General features: G+C 71.9%; 12 protein-coding genes. 10 read left to right on the top strand and 2 right to left on the bottom strand.

Annotated elements, in window-relative coordinates; all coding sequences use genetic code 11:
* Positions 1-11 precede the first annotated feature (11 nt).
* From DCW30_RS08930 to DCW30_RS08895, 8 genes are all read left to right on the top strand, one after another.
* Positions 12-1,343, top strand: coding sequence for a resuscitation-promoting factor (locus DCW30_RS08930; protein ID WP_162933580.1), 1,332 nt, complete (start codon positions 12-14; stop codon positions 1,341-1,343).
* A gap of 901 nt (positions 1,344-2,244) precedes the next feature.
* A complete protein-coding gene (gene rsmA, locus DCW30_RS08925) occupies positions 2,245-3,111 on the top strand; it encodes a 16S rRNA (adenine(1518)-N(6)/adenine(1519)-N(6))-dimethyltransferase RsmA (RefSeq protein ID WP_062781528.1) in 867 nt (288 codons plus the stop codon).
* Positions 3,108-3,995, top strand: coding sequence for a 4-(cytidine 5'-diphospho)-2-C-methyl-D-erythritol kinase (locus DCW30_RS08920; protein ID WP_076685725.1), 888 nt, complete (start codon positions 3,108-3,110; stop codon positions 3,993-3,995). Before rsmA ends, DCW30_RS08920 begins: the two co-directional genes overlap by 4 nt.
* Before the next feature lie 75 nt (positions 3,996-4,070).
* Complete coding sequence (locus DCW30_RS08915; protein WP_076685726.1) at positions 4,071-5,405, top strand: acyltransferase family protein; 1,335 nt, start codon at positions 4,071-4,073, stop codon at positions 5,403-5,405.
* A gap of 31 nt (positions 5,406-5,436) precedes the next feature.
* Positions 5,437-7,254 carry an ABC-F family ATP-binding cassette domain-containing protein gene (locus DCW30_RS08910; RefSeq protein WP_076685727.1) on the top strand — a complete coding sequence of 606 codons (1,818 nt, stop codon included), beginning with the start codon at positions 5,437-5,439 and terminating at the stop codon, positions 7,252-7,254.
* 158 nt (positions 7,255-7,412) lie between these two features.
* Positions 7,413-9,203: an outer membrane protein assembly factor BamB family protein gene (locus tag DCW30_RS08905; RefSeq protein ID WP_076685728.1), complete on the top strand. Its 1,791-nt coding sequence runs from the start codon at positions 7,413-7,415 to the stop codon at positions 9,201-9,203.
* A 91-nt stretch (positions 9,204-9,294) separates the two neighbouring features.
* Positions 9,295-11,175 (top strand): outer membrane protein assembly factor BamB family protein, encoded by a 1,881-nt coding sequence (locus DCW30_RS08900; RefSeq protein ID WP_076685729.1) that lies wholly within the window; start codon positions 9,295-9,297, stop codon positions 11,173-11,175.
* Between the two features lie 268 nt (positions 11,176-11,443).
* Positions 11,444-12,181, top strand: a complete 738-nt coding sequence (locus DCW30_RS08895) for a helix-turn-helix transcriptional regulator (protein ID WP_232626713.1) — start codon at positions 11,444-11,446, stop codon at positions 12,179-12,181.
* Positions 12,182-12,203: 22 nt separating this feature from the next.
* Here the strand turns inward: DCW30_RS08895 and DCW30_RS08890 are convergent, their stop codons facing one another.
* Both DCW30_RS08890 and DCW30_RS08885 read right to left on the bottom strand, forming a co-directional pair.
* Positions 12,204-12,488, bottom strand: coding sequence for a hypothetical protein (locus DCW30_RS08890; RefSeq protein ID WP_062781538.1), 285 nt, complete (start codon positions 12,486-12,488; stop codon positions 12,204-12,206).
* A gap of 27 nt (positions 12,489-12,515) precedes the next feature.
* The gene (locus tag DCW30_RS08885; protein WP_076685730.1) at positions 12,516-14,201 is read right to left on the bottom strand and encodes a sodium:solute symporter family protein; all 1,686 of its coding nucleotides are present in this window, start codon (positions 14,199-14,201) and stop codon (positions 12,516-12,518) included.
* A 224-nt stretch (positions 14,202-14,425) separates the two neighbouring features.
* Between DCW30_RS08885 and galT the strand changes: the two genes are divergently transcribed.
* Both galT and galE read left to right on the top strand, forming a co-directional pair.
* Positions 14,426-15,502: a galactose-1-phosphate uridylyltransferase gene (galT, locus tag DCW30_RS08880; RefSeq protein ID WP_076685731.1), complete on the top strand. Its 1,077-nt coding sequence runs from the start codon at positions 14,426-14,428 to the stop codon at positions 15,500-15,502.
* Complete coding sequence (gene galE, locus DCW30_RS08875) at positions 15,499-16,458, top strand: UDP-glucose 4-epimerase GalE (RefSeq protein ID WP_076685732.1); 960 nt, start codon at positions 15,499-15,501, stop codon at positions 16,456-16,458. The genes galT and galE overlap by 4 nt, the downstream gene beginning before the upstream one ends.
* Position 16,459 lies beyond the last annotated feature (1 nt).

The raw sequence follows: 16,459 nt of genomic DNA, 5'->3' as shown, positions 1-16,459 counted from the left end.
GCGGGGGCTCAGTGGGGTACGGGGGTTCTGGCGGTCACGGAGATTCCTACGGCGTGACGTCGCACGACGCGCCCACGGAGGCGGTGCTTCCTCGGCAGGGTGCGGCGGCGCCCGGGGGGACCGCGGGCCCCGTGGGGCGGCGGGGCGGTGGGCGCGCCGAGGCCCGGCGGGCGCGGCGGCGGAAGACGACCTGGGGGGTCGGGAGCCTCACCGGTTCCGGGCTCCCTCCCGGCGGCTCGCCCGGCGGACGGGCCGAGACGCTGCGGCGCCTCGTGCCGCGGGCGCTCGTGGTCGCCTTTCTCGCGGGCGGCACCTCCGCGTTCGTCGCCAACGACAAGGCCGTGCGGCTCAGCGTGGACGGGGAGTCGCGCACCCTGCACACCTTCGCGGACGACGTGGGGGAACTCCTCGCCGACGAGGGAGTCGGCGTGGGCGCCCACGACATCGTCGCGCCCTCCTCGGCCACGGCCCTGGCCAGCGGTGACGAGATCGCCGTCCGCTACGGCCGGCCCGTGCGGCTCACCCTCGACGGTGAGCGGCGCGAGGTGTGGACCACCGCCCGCACGGTGGACGGAGCCCTGCGGCAGCTCGGGGTGCGCGCGGAAGGGGCCCACCTGTCGGCCTCCCGCAGCCGGCGCATCGACCGGCAGGGCCTCGAACTCGCCGTCCGCACCGAACGCACCGTCACGATCATGGCGGACGGGCGGGAGCGGACCGTCCGCACGAACGCGGCGACCGTGCGGGAGGCCGTCGCGGAGTCCGGTGTCACGCTGCGGGGGCAGGACACGACGTCCGTCGCGCCCGACAGCTTTCCCCGTGACGGGCAGACGGTCACCGTCATGAGGATCACCGGGTCGAGGGAGACCCGGGAGGAGGTGATCCCCTTCGCCGTGGTGCGGACCGAGGACCCGACGCTGTTCCGCGGCACGGAGGTCGTGGCGCAACCGGGGCGGCCGGGGGCGCGGCGCGTGACGTACGCGCTGCGCACGGTGAACGGGGTCCGGCAGCGGCCGCGGCTGATCGGCTCCGAGGTCGTCAGGGAGCCGCAGCGGCGGATCGTCAGGGTGGGGACGAAGCGGCGGCCGGAGTCCGTGGCCGGGGCGGACGGGCTGAACTGGGGGGCGCTGGCCCGGTGCGAGTCGGGTGGGCGGCCGGGGGCGGTGGACGCGTCCGGCACGTATGGGGGGCTGTACCAGTTCGACACGCATACGTGGCGGTCCCTCGGGGGGGCGGGCCGGCCGCAGGACGCGCCGGCCTCGGAGCAGACGTACCGCGCGAAGAAGCTGTACGTGCAGCGAGGCGAAAGCGCCTGGCCCCACTGTGGGCGCCGCCTCCACGGCTGACGCCCGGGGCGGTGCCGGTCGCTGGCCCTTCGGGGCGGGGCGCTCGGGACGCGCCGGTACGTGGTCTCCTGCCTCGCTGGTTGGTGTGGTCTCTGCCTCGCTGGTTGGTGGGGGCGGCTTGGGGTCGGCTTGGGTGCGGGTGCGGGTGCGGGTGCGGGTGCGGGTCCGGAGGCCGGGTCCGGGTCCGGGTGCGGGTGGGGTCGGTGTTCTGTGCCTCGCCGTTGTGGGGCGGGGCCGCGCCGGTATGTCCGTCCTCGCTATCGCCTGCGTGACCGAATGGCCGCTTCGGCACTCCGGAGCCGTGCGTGCCGTGCTCCGGGCGGACATACCGACACGTCCCCTCCGGTGTCGATCCGGCCTGCGCCCCGCAACGGCTTGCTCCCACAGCACCACAACGCCCCCCTCCCACGCCTCCAGGCCGACGCGCCCCGGCCAACAGGCCCACGCGTCCTTGCGGGCCAACAGACCCAAGCGCCCTGGGAGTCCCCCCCCCGGTCCCCTACGCCCACGCGCCCCTGCGGAGTCCCTCCGGGCTTCTACGCCCACGCGCCCCTGCGGGGCCCCTCCGGGCCCCTACGTCCGCGCGCCCCTGCGGGGTAACGGGCGGGTGGGTGGGAGACGTCCGCCGCGGAGCGGCGGGGCAGGGAACAGCAGGCGGGGACCGAGGCGGCGGGGCAGGGGAGACCCGGCGGGGACCGAGGCGGCGGGGCAGGGAACAGCAGGCGGGGACCGAGGCGGCGGGGCAGGGAACAGCGGGCGGGGACCGAGGCGGCGGGGCCGGGGACCGGTGGGGCCAAGGCGGGCAGGAGGGTTTCGGGTGGGGCGGAGCGGGGGTGAGGGCACGGCCGCGGGGTGAGGAGGTGAGGCGGGGCCCAGGGGCCAGGGCCCGTAACCTGGGGGCGTGAGCACTGAGCACGGCGCCCTCCTCGGCCCCGCCGACATCCGCGAACTGGCCGCTGCCCTCGGCGTACGCCCGACCAAGCAGCGCGGCCAGAACTTCGTCATCGACGCCAACACCGTCCGCCGCATCGTCCGCACCGCGGACGTCGGCCCGGACGACGCGGTCGTCGAGGTCGGCCCGGGCCTCGGCTCCCTGACGCTGGCCCTGCTGGAGACCGCCTCCCACGTCACCGCCGTGGAGATCGACGACGTACTCGCGAGCGCGCTCCCCGCGACCATCGGGGCCCGCCTCCCGCAGAAGGCCGGCGCCTTCGACCTGGTGCACAGCGACGCCATGCTGGTGAGCGAGCTGCCGGGCCCCGCCCCGACCGCGCTCGTCGCCAACCTCCCGTACAACGTCGCCGTCCCCGTGCTGCTGCACATGCTCGACACCTTCCCGAGCATCGAGCGCACCCTCGTGATGGTGCAGGCCGAGGTCGCCGACCGGCTCGCCGCGGGACCCGGCTCGCGGGTGTACGGGGTGCCGTCCGTGAAGGCGAACTGGTACGCCGAAGTGAAGCGCGCCGGATCGATCGGGCGGAACGTGTTCTGGCCCGCCCCGAACGTCGACTCCGGCCTCGTGTCGCTGGTGCGGCGCGCCGAGCCGGTCAAGACCAGCGCGTCCAAGCGCGAGGTCTTCGCCGTCGTCGACGCCGCCTTCGCGCAGCGCAGGAAGACGCTGCGGGCCGCCCTGTCCGGCTGGGCCGGTTCCGCCCCCCGGGCGGAGGCCGCCCTGGTCGCCGCCGGCGTCTCGCCGCAGGCGCGCGGCGAGGCCCTGACGGTGGAGGAGTTCGCGCGTATCGCCGAGCACAAGGAGGCCGCCGCGTGAGCGTGACGGCACGGGTCCCCGCCAAGGTCAACGTCCAGCTCGCCGTGGGCGCGGCCCGCCCCGACGGCTTCCACGACCTCGCCAACGTCTTCCTCGCCGTCGGGCTCTACGACGAGGTCACGGTCGCCCCCGCCGACCGGCCGCGGATCACCTGCGAGGGCCCGGGCTCCGACCAGGTGCCGCTGGACCGGACGAACCTCGCCGCCCGCGCCGCCGACCTCCTCGCCGAGCGGCACGGGATCAGCGGGGCCGTGCACATCCACATCGCCAAGGACATCCCCGTCGCCGGCGGCATGGCGGGCGGCAGCGCGGACGCCGCGGGCGCGCTCGCGGCGTGCGACGCGCTGTGGGGCACCGGGGCCACGCGTGAGGAACTGCTCGGCATCTGCGCGGAGTTGGGCAGCGATGTGCCGTTCAGCCTCGTCGGCGGAGCCGCGCTCGGCACCGGCCGGGGCGAGAAGCTGGAGCCCTTGGAGGTCGGAGGCGGCTTCCACTGGGTGTTCGCCGTGGCCGACGGGGGGCTCTCCACGCCCGCCGTGTACCGCGAGTTCGACCGGCTCACCTCGGCCGCCCCCGCCCCCGAGGCGTCCCCGGCGCTGCTCGAAGCCCTGCGCAAGGGCGACGTGGAGGCCCTCGCCGCCTCGGTCACCAACGACCTCCAGCCCGCGGCGCTCTCCCTGTTCCCCTCGCTCTCTGAGACCCTCGCCACCGGCACGGCGGCCGGCGCCCTGGCCGCGCTGGTCTCGGGGTCCGGGCCGACGACGGCGTTCCTCACGGCCGACGCCGCGTCCGCGCGCACGGTGGCCGACGCCCTCACCGCCTCCGGCACCTGCCGCACGGCACGCGTGGCGCACTCCCCGGCCCCGGGGGCCACCCTGCTCTGAGAGCCCGCGTACTCAGGCGCACATCTGAGTACGTGCGCGCTGACGCCCGGCCCGGCGGCACGCGACCGTACGTACATGGGATCAAGCGTTCGTGAACTGGCCGGGAAGACGCCCCCCGGGCGCGACCGGTACATCGACCTGCTGCGCGTGGCCTCGCTCGGCACGGTCGTCGTCGGGCACTGGCTGATGGCGGCCGTGGCCGTCGGCGACGACGGCCGTGCCGAGGTCGGCAACCTCCTCGCCGTCGTGCCCGGTCTGCAGATCCTCACCTGGGCACTCCAGATCATGCCGGTGTTCTTCTTCGTCGGCGGCTTCTCGCACGCCCTGTCCTACCGCTCGCTCAGCCGCGGGTCCGAGGGCCCTTCCGTCTACTCGGCCTTCCTCCGGGCACGCCTCCAGCGGCTGCTGCGGCCCACCATGGTCTTCATCGGGGTGTGGGGTGCGGCGGCGCTGGCGCTGCAACTCCTCGGGCAGGGCGGCGGACTGCTCGACGTGGCGTTGCGGCTCGTCGCGCAGCCGCTGTGGTTCATCGGCGTCTACCTGGCGATGGTCGCCCTCACCCCGCCGCTGCTGCGGCTGCACGAGCGGTGGGGCTGGGGCGCGTTCGGCGCGCTCGTGACGGCGGCGGGCGCGGTCGACGTGGCGCGCTTCGCGTTCGGCGTGCCGTACGTCGAGTTCCTGAACTTCGCCTTCGTCTGGCTCGCGGTGCACCAGCTCGGCTTCCTGCGCGCCGACGGACGCCTGCGGATGCCGTACGCCATGGCGGGTACGGGGCTCGCGGTCGCCGCACTGCTCGTCGCCCTCGGCCCGTATCCCCTCTCCATGGTCGGCATGCCGGGCGAACGCGTCTCGAACATGGCGCCGCCCACCTTCGCCCTCCTCTGCCACGGCCTGTGGCTGGTCGGCGCGGTGGAACTGCTGCGCGCCCCGGCGAGCAGGTGGCTGGCGAGGCCGCGCGTGTGGCGCGGGGTGGTCGCGGCCAACGGGATCTCCATGACGGCGTTCCTCTGGCACCTGACCGCCATGCTCGCGGTGTACGGGGCGCAGCTCGCCCTGGACGTGCCCCTCCCCGAGCCGGCCTCGGCGCCCTGGTGGGCGCAGGTCCTGCCGCGCATGGCGGCCGCGGCGGTCGTGACGGCCGCCTTCGTCGCCCTCTTCCGGCGCTTCGAACGCCCGAGCGCCCCCCGGCGGCCCGCCCCGGCCTCGGGTCCCGCGGCGGCCCTCGGCGTCACGCTCTGCCTCTTCGGCGTCCTCGGTCTGTCCATGGTCGGCTTCGCCGGCCTCCTGGAAGGCCGCTCGGCGCTCCTCATAGCCGTCCACGTCACGGCCCCGGCGGCGGTGGCCATGACCCTCGCGGGCTGGCTGCTGGTGGAGCGGGTGGGGAGGGGCGCTGTCGGCGACTACGCTTGAGGATCGATCGATCCCCCCTGTCAGGAGTGAAATGGCCGCCGTCAATCTGGTCAATGTCGAGGCAGTCAGCAAGGTGTACGGCACCCGTGCCCTGCTCGACGGCGTCTCACTCGGCGTGTCCGAGGGGGACAGGATCGGGGTCGTGGGCCGCAACGGCGACGGGAAGACCACCCTGATCCGGATGCTCGCCAAGCTGGAGGAGGCCGACACCGGGCGGGTCACGCACAACGGCGGGCTGCGGCTCGGCGTGCTGACCCAGCACGACTCCCTCGACCCCGAGGCCACCGTCAGGCACGAGGTCATCGGCGACCTCGCCGACCACGAGTGGGCGGGCAGCGCCAAGATCAGGGACGTGCTCACCGGTCTCTTCGGCGGGCTCGACCTGCCGGGCTTCCCCCAGGGACTCGACACCGTCATCGGCCCGCTCTCCGGCGGCGAGCGCAGACGCATCGCGCTCGCCAAGCTGCTCATCGCCGAGCAGGACCTGATCGTCCTCGACGAGCCCACCAACCACCTGGACGTCGAGGGCATCGCCTGGCTGGCCGGGCACCTGCGCGCCCGCCGCTCGGCGCTCGTGTGCGTCACCCACGACCGGTGGTTCCTCGACCAGGTCTGCACCCGCATGTGGGACGTGCAGCGCGGTTCGGTCTTCGAGTACGAGGGCGGCTACTCCGACTACGTCTTCGCGCGCGCCGAGCGCGAGCGCATCGCGGCCACCGAGGAGACCAAGCGGCAGAACCTCATGCGCAAGGAGCTGGCCTGGCTGCGCCGCGGCGCCCCGGCCCGCACCAGCAAGCCGAAGTTCCGCATCGAGGCCGCCAACGAACTGATCGCGGACGTCCCGCCGCCCCGCGACCGCAGCGAGCTGATGAAGTTCGCCACCACGCGGCTCGGCAAGACCGTCTTCGACCTTGAGGACGTCTCCGTGCAGGCCGGCCCGAAGCTGCTGCTCAAGCACCTGACCTGGCAGCTGGGCCCCGGCGACCGCATCGGCCTGGTCGGCGTGAACGGCGCGGGCAAGACCTCGCTGCTGCGCGCGATGGCCGACGCCGCCCGCAGCGACGGCGACGTGCAGCCGGTGGCCGGGCGGATCGCCGTCGGCAAGACGGTGAAGCTGGCCTACCTCTCGCAGGAGGTCGCCGAGCTGAAGCCGACGCTGCGGGTCCTCGAGGCCGTGCAGCAGGTGCGCGAGCGCGTCGACCTCGGCAAGGGCCGCGAGATGACCGCGGGCCAGCTCTGCGAGACGTTCGGGTTCAGCAAGGAGAAGCAGTGGACGCCGGTCGGCGACCTCTCCGGCGGCGAGCGGCGCAGGCTCCAGCTCCTGCGGCTCCTCATGGACGAGCCGAACGTCCTCTTCCTCGACGAGCCGACCAACGACCTCGACATCGAGACGCTGACGCAGCTGGAGGACGTGCTCGACGGCTGGCCCGGCTCCATGGTCGTGATCTCCCACGACCGGTTCTTCGTCGAGCGCACCACGGACAAGGTGTACGCGCTCCTGGGCGACGCCACCATGCGGATGCTGCCGCGCGGCATCGACGAGTACCTGGAGCGGCGGCAGCGGATGACCGAGTCCGCCCCCGCCTCGGCGCAGGCACCGGCGTCGGAGCGGCCGGCCGCGGCGAAGACCGTTTCGGCCGCGGACGCCCGCGCCGCCAAGAAGGAACTCCAGAAGATCGAGCGGCAGCTGGACAAGGTCTCCGAGAAGGAGAGCAAGCTGCACGCCCAAATCGCCGATAACGCCACGGACTTCGAGAAGGTGGCCAAACTGGACGCCGAGTTGCGTGAATTGACGGGTGAGCGCGAGGAGTTGGAAATGCGCTGGCTGGAGCTCGCGGAAGACGCGTAGAGCTCTCGTGGAAGTCGCGTAACGGACGCATCACGGGCCGGTCCTCCCTTGGGAACAGGGGCAGGACCGGCCCCGTCTCGTACGGGTTCAGGGTGATAGAAAGGCTGACCTGAAAGCACCCTCTGGCGTGCCGAAAATCAGTGAAGGGGGAAGCGCTGATGACTCAGCCGCCCAACCAGCCGCCGTCCGGCGGCTTCGGAGCTCCGCAGGATCCACGGCAAGGAGGGGCGCAGCAGCCACCGGGCGGGCCGCCGCAGCCGCCCGCGCAGCAGCCGCCCGCCGCCCCGCAGCCGGGTCGGCCCCAGCCGGGATACGGCTACCCGCAGACCCCGCCGCCCGCGGGCCCGTACGGCCAGCCGGCCCAGCCCCAGCAGTCGGGTTCCTACCAGCAGCCGGGCCCCTACGGCCAGCAGCCCGGTCCCTACGGGCAGCCGCAGCAGCCGGGCCCGTACGGCAACCAGCCGCAGTACGGCTACCCCCAGCAGCCCCCGACCCAGCCGCAGTTCCCCGCCGGAGGGGGTGGCGGCAGGGGCGGGCGCAAGAAGCTCGTGGTGGTCGTCGCGGCGGCCGTGGCCGCGCTGCTGGTCGCGGGCGGTGTCACGTACGCCGTCGTCGGCGGTGACGACGGCGGGAAGAAACCCGAGTCGAAGAACAAGGACCCCAAGCCCTCCGCCTCCGTGCCCGCCGATCCCGGCACCGGTGACGGCGACGGCAACGAGGGCAAGGAGGACCTCAACGAGGGCCGCAAGCCCGGCGAGGCCAAGGTCCTCTGGTACAAGGAGGCCCCCAAGGTCCCCGGCTCCGGCGGCGACGCCCCGGGCATGTGGATCGAGGGCGACACGGTCGTCAAGGCCGCGTACAAGCAGCTCTTCGCCTACGAGGTGGGCTCGGGCGACGTCGCGTGGGACCCCATCACGTTCCCGCAGAAGATCTGCGCCGCCACCGAGAAGGCCACCGACGACGGCAAGATCGTGGTCGCCTTCAAGGACAGCGCCAAGAGCAGCGCCAAGTGCAACCAGCTCCAGGTCATCGACCTGAAGACCGGTGACAAGGGCTGGGGCAAGCCGGTCAAGGAGGAGGGCCTCTTCGACTTCGCCTCGCAGAGCACCCTCACCCTCGTCGGCGACGTGCTGATGGTCGGCCGCGACCAGTCCGGCACCGCGCTGCGGATGAGCGACGGCAAGAAGCTCTACGTCTCGGAGAAGAAGGACGAGGGCACCTGCTTCCCCAACGGGTTCGCGGCCGAGGGCAAGAAGCTCGTACGGGCGCTGTCCTGTGGGGCGAGCACGGACAACGAGCACGACGAGCTCCAGCAGCTCGACCCGCGCACCGGCAGGGCCCTGTGGACCAAGAAGTTCCCCAAGGGCTGGCGCGTCAAGAAGCTCTACTCGGTCAGCCCGACGGTCGTGTACCTGGAGAACGAGGACAAGAACAAGTGGAACGTCTCGGTGCTGAAGCCCAACAGCGACGAGACCCGCTCCGAACTCGTCACCAAGGACGGCTTCGCGCCCGAGTGCGAGTCCTCCATCCTCAGCCGTGACCTCACCGGATGCCTCGGCGCGGTGAACGACGACAAGTACCTCTACCTGCCGACGGACGAGAAGAGCGGCGCCAACGAGGTCGTGGCGTTCAGCCTGTCCACCGGCAAGGAGGCCTGGCGCGTCAAGTCGCCGCTGGAGGAAACGATGCTCCCGCTGAAGGCCGAGGACGGTGAGCTGATCGCCTACGTCACCCCGTCCTACGCCTCCGGCGGCCGGGTCGTGTCCATCGCGACGTCGGGTTCGCACACGCCGAAGACCCTTCTCCAGCACCCGAAGGGCACGGCGAAGATCGAGAGCGGCTTCTACTCGAAGGCCGTCGACTACGTGGACGGGCGCTTCTACATCTCCACCACCAGCATCACGGGAACGTCCGGCCGGTCCAAGCTGATGCTGGCCTACGGCAAGTGATCCCGCGCCGCACCCGGTGCACCCTCTCGATCCCGGGCGTCTTCCGGCGCCACCCCGAGCTCCCCAAGCGTCCCAAGGAATAGACGACGTCATGACCCAGCCGCCCCAGCCTCCCCAGCAGCCGCCGAACGAGCCCCCGCAGGGCGGCTTCGGCGCGCCCCAGGAACCCCCGGCCGGTGGTTTCGGCGCCCCGCAGGACCCTCCGCCCGGAGGCTTCGGCAAGGCCCCGGAGCCGTCCTACGGCTACCCGCAGGCCCCCGGCGCCCCGCAGACGCCCCCGCCCGCGCAGCCCCCGGGCTTCCCGCCGCCGCAGACCCCGCCACCCGCCGCCCCGCCGGCGCCCCCGGCGGGCCAGCCGCACTACGGCTACCCCCAGGCCCCGCAGCAGCCCCAGGGCTACGGCTACCCGACGCAGCCGGCGCAGCCGCAGTACCAGCAGGGCTACCAGCAGCCGTACCAGCAGGGCTACCAGCAGCCCCCGACCATGCCGATGCAGCCGCAGCCCGGAGGGTCCGGCGGCGGCAGGAAGTTCAGCGGCCAGATGGCGGTCATCGTCGCGGCGGTCGTCGCGATCGCGCTGATCGTGGGCGGCGGCGTCTGGTACGCCTCGTCCAAGGACGACGACTCCAAGAAGACCGCCCAGGGCACGGACGGCAAGGGGAAGGGGGGCGAGAAGGGCGAGAAGGGTGGCGACTCCCCGCCCGGCCAGGGCCCGGCCGAGGAGAAGGCCCCGGGCGACCCCTCGGCCAAGGTGCTCATGCAGCTCCCGCAGCCGGAGATCCCCAAGGACCAGATCTGGAACGCCACGGGCTCGGCGCTGACCGACGACGTCTACGCCAAGGCCGGCGTCAACGAGCTGAACGGCTACGACCCGGACACCGGCAAGGAGAAGTGGTCGATCCCGCTTCCCGGGATGACGTGCGCGATGTCGCGCGAGGTCACCGACGACGGCATCGTGGCCGTCGTCACGGAGGAGACCGAGCGGGGCAAGAAGGGCGATTACGAGCCCTGCTCCAAGGTCTCCGCGATCGACCTGAAGTCCGGGAAGAAGCTGTGGACCGAGGGCGTCGAGACCAACGGCGTGAAGGCGACGTTCAAGGAAGTCACCATCTCCGGCACCACGATCGCCGCCGGCGCGGGTGTCTCCAGCGGCGGCGCCGCCTGGGACGTGACCGGCAAGTCGCTGTGGAAGCCGAAGGTCGGCAAGTGCGAGGACGTCGGCTACGCCGGCGGTGACCAGCTGGTGGCCGTGCGCAGGTGCGGCAGCTACGGCGACTACAAGCTGAAGGTCCAGCTCCTCGACCCCAAGACCGGCGACGACAAGTGGACCTACCCGCTCGCCGACGGCATCGACAACGCCAAGATCATCTCGACGAACCCGGTCGTCTTCGGCCAGGACACCACCGAGATCACCGCGACCGGCGTGACGGACGTCTTCTCGATCGGCGCGAACGGCAAGCTCCGCGCCAAGATCGCGCTGGAGGAGGGCAAGTACGACCACGACTGCGGCGTCAACGTGGTCAACGACTGCCGTGCGATCACGGTCGGCAACGACCGGCTCTACGTGCCGACCCGTCAGCACGACGGCAGCGGCGAGAGCTACAGCCAGACCAACGAGATCGTGTCCTTCTCGCTGGCCACCGGCAAGCCGACCAGTGACCGCGCCATCGCGGGCGAGGACGGCGAGATCTTCCCGATCCGCATGGACGGCCCCAACGTCATCGCCTACAAGGCCCACGGCTACCAGCAGGGCGCCCAGGTCGTCTCGCTGGACGGCAAGACGATGAAGGAGACCAAGCTCCTGGAGACCCCCTCCTCCGAGGCGGTCACCGACGCGATCAGCGGCATGGTCCCGAAGTCGAACGAGCTCCTGTACGCCGACGGGCGCCTGTTCCTGGGCAAGAAGCTCCTGAGCAAGCCCTACTCCAAGGACGAGAAGGAGTACGTGGCCATCGGCTTCCGCGCCGAGTAGCCACGGCTCCCCGACACCGCGGCGGCCGTCCCCTCGACTCATGAGGGGGCGGCCGCCGCCGTTCCGTGCCACCGCGCGCCCCCGGCCGACCCCGCAGGGCAGGGATTCAGGCATTCCGGGCCGCTTCTGGCGGATAGGGGGCGCGCAACGCCGAACGAGCGTGTAGCTTCCGGGGGAATGGAGGGCCGGGGGGCCCGCGGTCCGCGGGAAGCGGCGGCACGAGGCGGCCGGTGGACCAGGGGATCAGTGGGGGGAGTGGGGGTTTGCCATGGGTGTGCGGCTCATGGTGGTCGACGACCACCGACTGCTCGCCGAGGCACTCGCCTCGGCGCTGAAGCTGCGCGGGCACCGGGTGCTCGCCGCCGCCGCGCCCGCCGCGGGGGCGGCCGACCTGGTGATCAGCCGTGCGCCGGAGGTCTGCCTCATCGGCACGGCCACACCCGCGGAACCGGGCATGTTCGACCCGGTGATCCGGATCAAGCGGGAGCGCCCGCAGGTGGCGGTCGTGGTGCTGGGGCCGGTGCCGAGCCCTCGCGGGATCGCGGCGGCGTTCGCCGCGGGCGCCTCCGGTTACGTACGCCATGACGAGCGCATCGAGGGAGTGGAGCGCGCCATCATGAAGGCGCGCGCCGGGGAAGCCGCCGTCGCGCCCCAATTGTTGCAGGGCGCCTTCAGCGAACTGCTCAATCCGGTCGCGCAGCCCGACGACGAGGGGCAGCGCCTGCTCCAGATGCTCACGCCCCGCGAGGTGGAGGTCCTGGTGCGGGTCGCGGACGGCGAGGACACCCGTCTCATCGCGGCCGGGATGGGGATAGCGCCCAGCACGGCGCGCACGCACGTGCAGCGCGTCCTGATGAAGCTCGGCGTCGGCTCGCGCCTGGAGGCCGCCGCCCTCGCCGCGCGCACCGGGCTCCTCGACCGGGCCGAGCGCCCGGCGTCGGCGTACGAGGACGGGGGCGCGGACGGCGGCGCGGACACGGCGACGGGGCCCGAGCCACCGCGGTGAACCCGGGCCCCGTCGGGGGCGGTCAGTCGTCCGCGGACTCCGGGGCGGGCGCGGCGACGGTGGGGCGCAGCCACAGCCAGCCCAGGAAGAACAGGCCGAGGGCGAGCATGCCGAGGCCGGTCCACAGGTTGATGTTGATGTCCTCGGCCTTGGCAAGGTCGGCGTCGGACGCCGTGACGCCGGCGATCGTCACGATGATCCCGTAGACGACGAACAGGCCGCCGATGATGCGCCGGATGTCGAAGAGGCGGGCGGCCGTCGCGGACTTGCGCTCCAGCTCGGAGACTTCTTTGTGCAGTTCAGACATGGTCTTCGGTCCTCCGATCGGTTCTGGCTAGAGCGAGTACGGCAGGTAGCAGGCGGCGGCGAGGACGACGGCGCCCCAGCCGAGCAGGGCCGGCTTGCGGTACCAGGCGTCGTCGCCCTCCTCGACCCCGTCGTCCTCGAGGCCGGGCGAGGCCGTCCCGTAGACGAGACCGGCGAGTTCGGCCTCCGGCTTGGGCGCGGTGAAGAGCGTGACGACGACCATCACGACGGCGCCGGCGACGAAGCCGACGATCGCCGAGACGAAGTTGGCGCCCTGGTCGGTCGGGATGTCGATGACGCCCTGCTTGTAGATCCAGAAGTAGTTGACCATCGCGGCGGTGGTGCCCGCGACCAGGCCCCACACACCGGACTTCATGGACGCCCGCTTCCAGAACATGCCGATGATGAAGACCACGAACATCGGGACGTTGAAGAAGGAGAACAGCGTCTGGAGGTAGCCCATGATGTTCGAGAACGACGACGCGATGAAGGCGGTGCCGATCGAGGCGAGCACGCCGAGCGCGGTGATGAGCCGGCCGAAGTTCAGGTAGTAGCCGTCCTCCCGGTCCTTGACCACGTACTTCGCCCAGATGTCGTAGGTGAAGACGGTGTTGAAGGAGGAGACGTTGGCGGCCATGCCCGCCATGAACGCGGCGAGCAGACCGGTGACCGCGATGCCGAGGACGCCGTTGGGCAGCAGTTCCTGCATCAGGTAGGGGATCGCGTCGTTGTAGGTGAGGTCGGAGCCGGGCGTGCCGATCTTCGGGACGAGGACGGCCGCGACCAGGCCCGGGACCATCACCAGGAAGACGATGAAGATCTTCGGGAAGGCCGCGATCAGCGGGGTGCGCTGGGCGGCGCTGAGGTTCTTCGCGGACAGCGCGCGCTGCACCTCGGCGAAGTTGGTGGTCCAGTAGCCGAAGGAGAGCACGAAGCCGAGGCCGAGGATGATGGTCAGCCAGTTGGCGCCGAGCGGGTTGGCGTCGCCTATGCCGGTGCCGCCCCAGGCGGTCATGAAGTTCTCGCCGTGCTGCTTCTCGATCGAGCCCGTCAGGCCGTCCCAGCCGCCGACCTTCTTCAGGCCGATGACGCAGATCGGGATGAGCGCGGCGAGGATCACGAAGAACTGCAGGACCTCGTTGTAGATCGCCGAGGAGAGACCGCCGATCGTGATGTACGCGAGCACGAAGACGCCCGCGACGACGATCGCCACCCACTGCGGCCAGCCGAGCAGCGCCTCGACGACGATCGACAGGGCGTAGAGGTTCACGCCCGCGATCAGGATCGCCGCGAAGGCGAAGAGCGCCGAGCTGAGCAGGTGCGCCGACTTGTCGAAGCGCTGGAGCAGGAACTCCGGCACGGACCGGACCTTGCTGCGGTAGTAGAACGGCATCATGACCAGGCCGAGGAAGACCATGGCCGGGATGGCGCCGATCCAGTACCAGTGGACGACCGCGACGCCGTACTGGGCGCCGGTGGCCGCCATGCCCAGGATCTCGGTGGCGCCGAGGTTCGCGGCGACGAAGGCGAGACCGGTGACCCAGGCGGGCAGGGAGCGGCCCGAGAGGAAGAAGTCGAGGCTGGTCCTGACGGAGCGCCGGGCGGCGAAGCCGATGCCGAGGACCACGGCGAAGTAGATCGCCAGGATCGCGTAGTCGAGGCCGTTGGTGGGCAGCCGAAGCCCCTCGGCCAGGGTTTGTGTGGGGGACTGCATGCGTGAACTCGCTTCGTTGCGCGAACGGATCAGACGGAACCTACGCCCATACCTTCAATAACTGAACAGTTCTGTTGGTGTTCTTTGTTTGATTGTGATCGAGCTCTCGGGTTCAGCTCCGTATCGTCCGGAAACGCCTGACGAGATCTCGGGCATTGACGATGCTGTTGCCTTGTGGTTAGTTATGTTTGGTTCTGTTGGGTAGGTGGTGAGGAGCCCCTGACGTGAAGAAGACCTCGACCCGTCTCGCCGACGGTCGTGAGCTCATCTACTACGACGAGCGCGACGACGCGGTCCGCGAGGCCGCCGACGCCCGCCCGCTCGGCCCCGTCGCCACGACCTCCGAGGTCCGCGAGGACCGCCTCCTCGGCGACGCGGTGGCCATCGCCTCCCACCGCCAGGGCCGCACCTACCACCCGCCGGCCGACGAGTGCCCCCTGTGCCCCTCCTCGGGGGACCGGCTCAGCGAGATCCCCGACTCCTCGTACGACGTCGTCGTCTTCGAGAACCGCTTCCCCTCCCTCGCGGGCGACGCCGGCCGCTGCGAGGTGGTCTGCTTCACCTCCGACCACGACGCGTCCTTCGCCGACCTCACCCCCGAGCAGGCCCGCCTCGTCCTGGAGGCCTGGACCGACCGCACCGCCGAGCTCTCCCACCTGCCCGCCGTGCGGCAGGTCTTCTGCTTCGAGAACCGGGGCGCCGAGATCGGCGTGACCCTCGGCCACCCGCACGGCCAGATCTACGCCTATCCGTTCGTCACGCCCCGCACCGACCTGATGCTCCGCTCGCTCGCCGGGCACAAGGAGCGCACCGGCGGGCGCAACCTCTTCGACGACGTCCTCGCCGACGAGCGCGCGGGCGAACGCGTCGTCCTGGAGGGCGAGCACTGGGTCGCCTTCGTCCCGTACGCCGCGCACTGGCCCTACGAGGTGCACCTCTACCCCAAGCGCCGCGTGCCCGACCTGCTCGCGCTCGACGAGGCCGCGCGCACAGAGTTCCCACAGGTCTACCTGGAACTCTTGAGGCGCTTCGACCGGATCTTCGACGAGCAGGCGCCGTCCGGCACGCGGTCCCCCACGCCCTACATCGCCGCCTGGCACCAGGCGCCCTTCGGGGCGCCGACGGGCCACGAGGGCGTCACCCGCGACGACTTCGCCCTCCACCTCGAACTTTTCACGATTCGCCGCACTTCGGGCAAGCTGAAGTTCCTCGCGGGTTCCGAATCCGGCATGAGCGTGTTCATCAACGACGTGCCGCCGGAAGCCGCGGCCGAGCGACTGCGAGAGGTAGCGAGTTCATGAGCGGTAAGTACCTGGTCACCGGCGGCGCGGGCTATGTCGGGAGCGTGGTGGCGCAGCACCTGATCGAGGCCGGGCACGAGGTGACCGTCCTCGACAACCTCTCCACCGGCTTCCGCGAGGGCGTCCCCGCCGGCGCCGCGTTCATCGAGGGCGACATCCGCGACGCCGCCAAGTGGCTGGACCCCTCGTACGACGCCGTGCTGCACTTCGCCGCCTTCTCGCAGGTCGGCGAGTCCGTCGCCAAGCCCGAGAAGTACTGGGACAACAACGTCGGCGGCACCATGGCGCTGCTCGCCGCGATGCGCGACGCCGGCGTGCGCAGGCTCGTCTTCTCCTCGACGGCCGCCACCTACGGCGAGCCGGTCAGCACCCCCATCACGGAGACCGACCCCACCGCGCCCACCTCGCCCTACGGCGCCTCGAAGCTCGCCGTCGACCACATGATCACCGGTGAGGCCGCCGCCCACGGCCTCGCCGCCGTCTCGCTGCGCTACTTCAACGTCGCGGGCGCCTACGGCGAGCACGGCGAGCGCCACGACCCCGAGTCGCACCTCATCCCGCTCGTCCTCCAGGTCGCCCAGGGCCGGCGCGAGGCCATCAGCGTCTTCGGCGACGACTACGCCACCGAGGACGGCACCTGCGTACGCGACTACATCCACGTCGCCGACCTCGCCGAGGCCCACCTCCTCGCCGTCGACGCCGCCACCCCCGGCGAGCACCTGATCTGCAACCTCGGCAACGGCAACGGCTTCTCCGTGCGCCAGGTCATCGAGACCGTCCGCCGGGTCACCGGGCACCCCGTCCCCGAGGTGAGCGCCCCGCGTCGCGACGGCGACCCGGCGGTCCTCGTCGCCTCCGCCGCCACCGCGCGCGAGAAGCTCGGCTGGCGCCCGTCCCGCGCGGACCTCGCGGGCATCGTCGCCGACGCCTGGGCGTTCGCCCAGCGAAAGGGGTAGT

Source organism: Streptomyces alfalfae (genome assembly GCF_004127445.1).
Taxonomy (GTDB): domain Bacteria; phylum Actinomycetota; class Actinomycetes; order Streptomycetales; family Streptomycetaceae; genus Streptomyces; species Streptomyces alfalfae.
Note: the sequence above shows the minus strand (reverse complement) of the source record. Positions and strands in the feature narration are given on the sequence as shown.

Bases quoted from the DNA above. Each gene is read 5' to 3' on its own strand.
- DCW30_RS08915 (WP_076685726.1), top strand. From the start codon at position 4,071: ATGGGATCAAGCGTTCGTGAACTGGCCGGGAAGACGCCCCCCGGGCGC.
- DCW30_RS08910 (WP_076685727.1), top strand. From the start codon at position 5,437: ATGGCCGCCGTCAATCTGGTCAATGTCGAGGCAGTCAGCAAGGTGTAC.
- DCW30_RS08905 (WP_076685728.1), top strand. From the start codon at position 7,413: ATGACTCAGCCGCCCAACCAGCCGCCGTCCGGCGGCTTCGGAGCTCCG.
- DCW30_RS08900 (WP_076685729.1), top strand. From the start codon at position 9,295: ATGACCCAGCCGCCCCAGCCTCCCCAGCAGCCGCCGAACGAGCCCCCG.
- DCW30_RS08895 (WP_232626713.1), top strand. From the start codon at position 11,444: ATGGGTGTGCGGCTCATGGTGGTCGACGACCACCGACTGCTCGCCGAG.
- DCW30_RS08890 (WP_062781538.1), bottom strand. From the start codon at position 12,488: ATGTCTGAACTGCACAAAGAAGTCTCCGAGCTGGAGCGCAAGTCCGCG.
- DCW30_RS08885 (WP_076685730.1), bottom strand. From the start codon at position 14,201: ATGCAGTCCCCCACACAAACCCTGGCCGAGGGGCTTCGGCTGCCCACC.
- galE (WP_076685732.1), top strand. From the start codon at position 15,499: ATGAGCGGTAAGTACCTGGTCACCGGCGGCGCGGGCTATGTCGGGAGC.